We start from the raw sequence: 5115 nt of genomic DNA, 5'->3' as shown, positions 1-5115 counted from the left end.
TTCTGAAAACGACCCCGATGGGAAACTTACTTCCTGTCGGGGTCATTTTCGTGTCCTGCCCGGTACGCCCCGGTGCGGGGCCCGTGTGGCCCTACCGGTAGAGTCATGGGGCATCATCGGCCTTTTCTCACAGGAGGCTCCCGGGTGGAGGTACAGGAGACACGCGTTCAGACGGACCGTGTGCTCACCATCCCGAACATCCTCAGCGCTGCGCGCCTCGTCGGCGTGCCGCTTTTCCTGTGGCTGATTCTCCGGCCCGAGTTCGGCGGGCCCAACAGCGACGGCTGGGCGCTGCTCGTGCTGGCGCTCAGCGGTGTCAGCGACTATCTCGACGGGAAGCTGGCCCGTCGCTGGAACCAGGTCAGCAGTCTTGGCCGGCTTCTGGACCCGGCGGCCGACCGTCTCTACATTCTGTCGACTCTCGTCGGTCTCACCTGGCGCGAGATCCTGCCCCTCTGGCTGACCGCGGTCCTTCTGGCGCGAGAGCTGATGCTCCTTGTGATGGTGGGCATCCTCCGGCGTCACGGCTATCCGCCGCCCCAGGTGAACTTCCTCGGCAAGGCCGCCACGTTCAACCTGATGTACGCCTTCCCCTTGCTCCTTCTGAGTGAGGGAAGTGGCCTGCTTCACACGACCGCCGCTATTTTCGGATGGGCGTTCGCCGGATGGGGTACAACACTCTATTGGTGGGCAGGAGTCCTCTACGTGGTTCAGGTCCGCCGACTTGTCAGGGCGGACACCGCGGCCGACTGAGCTCGCCTGGCGGCGTCCAGAGGGCCGGGGCCCGTAGCGCGGTAGGTGTAAGGGCCATCGGGCGTGTGCGGTCGGCGTGACCGTCGTCTCTTCAAGGAGGACGCTTCCGATATGAAGGCCGTCGTGATGGCAGGGGGCGAGGGAACTCGTCTGCGCCCGATGACCTCGACCATGCCCAAACCGCTGCTGCCCGTGGCCAATCGGCCGATCATGGAGCATGTGCTGCGGCTGCTGAAGCGGCATGGTCTCAGCGAGACCGTGGTGACAGTCCAGTTCCTCGCGTCCCTGGTCAAGAACTACTTTGGTGACGGCGAGGAGCTCGGCATGGAGCTCACGTACGCGAATGAGGAGAAGCCACTCGGCACCGCCGGCAGCGTCAAGAACGCGGAAGAGGCACTCAAGGACGACACCTTCCTGGTGATCTCGGGTGATGCCCTGACGGATTTCGACCTCACGGATCTGATCAATTTCCATAAGGAAAAGGGTGCCCTTGTCACTGTCTGTCTGACGCGCGTCCCCAATCCGCTGGAGTTCGGTATCACCATCGTCGACGAGGGCGGAAAGGTCGAGCGCTTCCTGGAGAAGCCCACCTGGGGCCAGGTCTTCTCCGATACCGTCAACACCGGCATCTATGTCATGGAGCCGGAGGTCTTCGACTACGTCGAGCCCGACGTTCCGGTCGACTGGTCCGGAGATGTCTTCCCGCAGCTGATGAAGGAAGGCAAGCCCATCTTCGGTTATGTCGCCGAGGGCTACTGGGAGGACGTCGGCACCCACGAGAGCTATGTGAAGGCCCAGGCCGACGTTCTCGAGGGCAAGGTCGATGTCGAACTCGACGGGTTCGAGATCTCGCCCGGCGTGTGGGTCGCCGAAGGGGCGGATGTGCACCCGGAGGCCGTGCTCCGCGGTCCGCTCTACATCGGCGACTACGCCAAGGTGGAGGCCGGTGCCGAGATCCGTGAGCACACCGTCGTCGGTTCCAACGTCGTCGTGAAGAGCGGAGCCTTTCTCCACAAGGCGGTCGTGCACGACAACGTGTATGTGGGCCAGCAGAGCAATCTGCGCGGCTGTGTCATCGGCAAGAACACCGACATCATGCGCGCCGCCCGGATCGAGGACGGGGCGGTCATCGGTGACGAGTGTCTGATCGGTGAGGAATCGATCGTCCAGGGCAATGTCCGGGTCTACCCGTTCAAGACCATCGAGGCGGGCGCGTTCGTCAACACCTCGGTGATCTGGGAGTCCCGTGGGCAGGCCCATCTGTTCGGTGCCCGCGGGGTCTCCGGCATCCTCAATGTCGAGATCACCCCCGAGCTGGCGGTGCGGCTCGCCGGGGCGTACGCCACGACCCTCAAGAAGGGCTCCACGGTCACCACGGCGCGTGACCACTCCAGGGGTGCGCGAGCGCTCAAGCGGGCCATGATCTCGGCCCTGCAGACCAGCGCCATCGACGTACGGGATCTGGAGAACGTACCGCTGCCGGTGGCCCGCCAGCAGACCGCCCGCGGCAGCGCCGGCGGGTTCATGATCCGGACCTCGCCCGGGGTGCCCGACTCGGTGGACATCATGTTCTTCGACGAGCGGGGCGCCGATCTGTCCGCGGGCGGTCAGCGGAAGCTGGACCGGGTGTACGCGCGCCAGGAGTACCGCCGGGCCTTCCCGGGCGAGATCGGCGACCTCAGCTTCCCGTCGAGCGTCTTCGACTCCTACACGGGCTCGCTGCTGCGTGCCGTGGACATCAGCGGTATCGACGAATCCGGTCTCAAGGTCGTCGTGGACGCCGCCAACGGAAGCGCCGGGCTGGTGCTCCCGAGCCTGCTGGGGCGGCTCGGGGTGGACGCGCTGACGATCAACCCCGGCCTGGACGAATCACGTCCGACCGAGACCGCCGATGCCCGCCGGTCGGGGCTGGCCCGGCTCGGTGAGATCGTCGCCTCGGCGCGTGCGGCCTTCGGGGTGCGGTTCGACCCGGTCGGTGAGCGGTTCTCGCTCGTCGACGAGCGCGGCCGCATCGTGGAGGACGACCGGGCGCTGCTGGTGATGCTGGACCTGGTGGCCGCGGAGCGGCGCAGCGGACGGGTGGCGCTTCCGGTGACCACGACCCGTATCGCCGAGCAGGTCGCGGCGTACCACGGCACGCAGGTGGAGTGGACCACCACCGCCGCGGACGATCTGACCCGGGTCGCCCGGTCGGAGTCCACCGTCTTCGGCGGTGACGGGCGCGGCGGCTTCATCATCCCCGAGTTCAGCAGCGTCTTCGACGGCACGGCCGCCTTCGTCCGGCTGATCGGACTGGTGGCGCGCACCCAGCTGACGCTGAGTCAGATCGATGCGCGGATTCCGCGGGCGCATGTCGAGCGGCGCGATCTGGCCACCCCCTGGGCGGTCAAGGGTCTGGTCATGCGGCATGTGGTGGAAGCCGCGGGCGACCGTTACGTGGACACCACCGACGGAGTGCGGGTCGTGGAGGCCGACGGGCGGTGGGTCATGGTGCTGCCCGACCCGGCCGAGGCGGTCACCCATCTGTGGGCGGAGGGCCCGGACGAGTCGTCCGCGCAGGCCCTGCTGGACGAGTGGTCGAGCGTCGTGGACAGTGCGGGGCGCTGATAGGGGCGTTCGAGCACGTCTGAGCGCGTCGGGGCGCCGTCCCGAGGCCCCGGATTCGGCACGCCGGAGGGGCCATTCGGTGGCGGCGGCCCCGACGTGCGACGATGTGCGGCATGTCGCAGCAGCCCCCCGTCCGGAGCACAGCATCACCGCGCCCGCGCCCGCGCCTCGACGCGTCCATGTCGCTGCTGACCAATGTGATGGACCACAGCCTCGACGACGGTTACGCCGAGGCCGCCGCGCGGCGCGGTGAGACCGGTCGCTCGGGTCTGCCGCGCACCGTGCGGGCCAAACTGGGGCTGGCTCTGGGTCTCGTCCTGGTCGCGGTCGTCATCACCATCGGCGCGGCCGAGGCACGGATATCGGCGCCGACGCTGGCCAAGGAGCGGGAAGAGCTGATCGACCGGATCGAGACGGGGAACGCGAACGCGGACAAGCTCGCCAGGAGCGTGGAGACGCTCCGCGGCGAGGTCGGGGAGAAGCAGCGGCAGGCGCTGAAGAAGAACGGCGGGGACAAGGCCGATCTGGCGGCACTGCTCGCGGGAGCCGACGAGGTGGTGGGCCCCGGGGTGAAGCTGGTGGTCAACGACGCCAAGGAGGCGACCACCGGCGGCGGGGGGCCGCGGGGGAGCGCCGACTTCTCCGATACCGGCCGGGTACGCGACCACGATATGCAGCGCGTCGTCAACGGTCTGTGGGAGTCGGGCGCGGAGGCCGTCTCGATCAATGGCCAGCGGCTGACGGCGCTGTCGGCGATCAGGGCCGCGGGAGACGCCATACTGGTCGACAACAAGCCACTGGCGCCGCCGTATACGGTGCTCGCGGTGGGGGACGGGCAGCGGCTGAGCACCGCTTTCCAGGACAGCGTGGACGGTCAGTACCTGCATGTGCTGCAGCAGAACTACCACATCCGCACCAGCATCTCCGTCCAGGACTCGCTCCGGCTGCCGGCCGCGCCAAGTCTGATCGTACGTACCGCGGAACCGATAGCCGGTGGCTCCGGCAAGGGTGACGCCGACACAGGGAAGGGCACATCGTGATCGCCGTATTGGGGCTCGTCGTGGGAGTCGTGGTGGGACTCGTGGTCCGACCCGTGGTGCCGACGATGGTCGAGCCCTATCTGCCGATCGCCGTCGTGGCGGCACTCGACGCGGTCTTCGGCGGCTTCCGGGCGATGCTGGACGGCATCTTCGACGACAAGGTCTTCGTCGTATCGTTCCTGTCCAATGTGGTGGTGGCCGCACTCATCGTCTTCCTCGGTGACAAGCTCGGCGTCGGTGCCCAGCTGTCGACGGGGGTCGTGGTCGTGCTCGGCATCCGGATCTTCTCCAACGCGGCCGCGATCCGCCGCCATGTGTTCCGGGCGTGAGGCCGATGACGACCGAGGACACCCCTGAGAAGCCCGGACGGCCCGAGAAACCGCGGGCCGAGAGGCCACAGCCGACCGAAAACCGACGGCAGGCCGACCGGCCGCGGCCGCCGGCCGAAACGCCGCTACAGGCCGAGAAGGCCGGGAAGTCCGAGAAGCCTGGGAAGTCCGAGAAGACCGGGAAAACCGATAACTCCGCAAAGGCCGGGAGCACCGGGAAGACGGGGAAGACCGAGTCGGCCGGGCAGCCCCGGCGGATGTCCGGCCAGCCGCGACGGCCGGGGACACCCGAGCGGTCCGAGCGCTCGGGGGAGGCGCGTGAGCGGCCGGAGCCGGGGCGCCCGGCGGTCGCCGGGCCGCCGGGGAAGCCCACCCCCTCGCCCGCC

At 68.2% G+C, this 5115-nt stretch carries 4 protein-coding genes; all 4 read left to right on the top strand.

What is annotated here, in order from left to right:
- Positions 1 to 144 precede the first annotated feature (144 nt).
- The 4 genes from clsA (at position 145) to AXW62_RS39075 (ending at position 4729) form a co-directional block, all read left to right on the top strand.
- Positions 145 to 753, top strand: a complete 609-nt coding sequence (gene clsA, locus AXW62_RS39090) for a cardiolipin synthase ClsA (RefSeq protein ID WP_030824050.1) — start codon at positions 145 to 147, stop codon at positions 751 to 753.
- A 111-nt stretch (positions 754 to 864) separates the two neighbouring features.
- Positions 865 to 3360 carry a mannose-1-phosphate guanyltransferase gene (locus AXW62_RS39085; RefSeq protein ID WP_060948504.1) on the top strand — a complete coding sequence of 832 codons (2496 nt, stop codon included), beginning with the start codon at positions 865 to 867 and terminating at the stop codon, positions 3358 to 3360.
- Positions 3361 to 3473: 113 nt separating this feature from the next.
- Complete coding sequence (locus AXW62_RS39080) at positions 3474 to 4400, top strand: DUF881 domain-containing protein (protein WP_060948503.1); 927 nt, start codon at positions 3474 to 3476, stop codon at positions 4398 to 4400.
- Positions 4397 to 4729, top strand: coding sequence for a small basic family protein (locus tag AXW62_RS39075; RefSeq protein ID WP_030824058.1), 333 nt, complete (start codon positions 4397 to 4399; stop codon positions 4727 to 4729). The genes AXW62_RS39080 and AXW62_RS39075 overlap by 4 nt, the downstream gene beginning before the upstream one ends.
- The last annotated feature ends 386 nt before the right edge of the window (positions 4730 to 5115 follow it).

The sequence above is a fragment of the Streptomyces hygroscopicus subsp. hygroscopicus genome (assembly GCF_001553455.1).
GTDB lineage: Bacteria > Actinomycetota > Actinomycetes > Streptomycetales > Streptomycetaceae > Streptomyces > Streptomyces hygroscopicus.
This window is presented reverse-complemented; position numbering and strand designations above follow the sequence as displayed.

What these genes read in the sequence shown, in the direction of transcription:
- AXW62_RS39085 (WP_060948504.1), top strand. Translation starts at nt 865, where the DNA reads ATGAAGGCCGTCGTGATGGCAGGGGGCGAGGGAACTCGTCTGCGCCCG.
- AXW62_RS39080 (WP_060948503.1), top strand. Translation starts at nt 3,474, where the DNA reads ATGTCGCAGCAGCCCCCCGTCCGGAGCACAGCATCACCGCGCCCGCGC.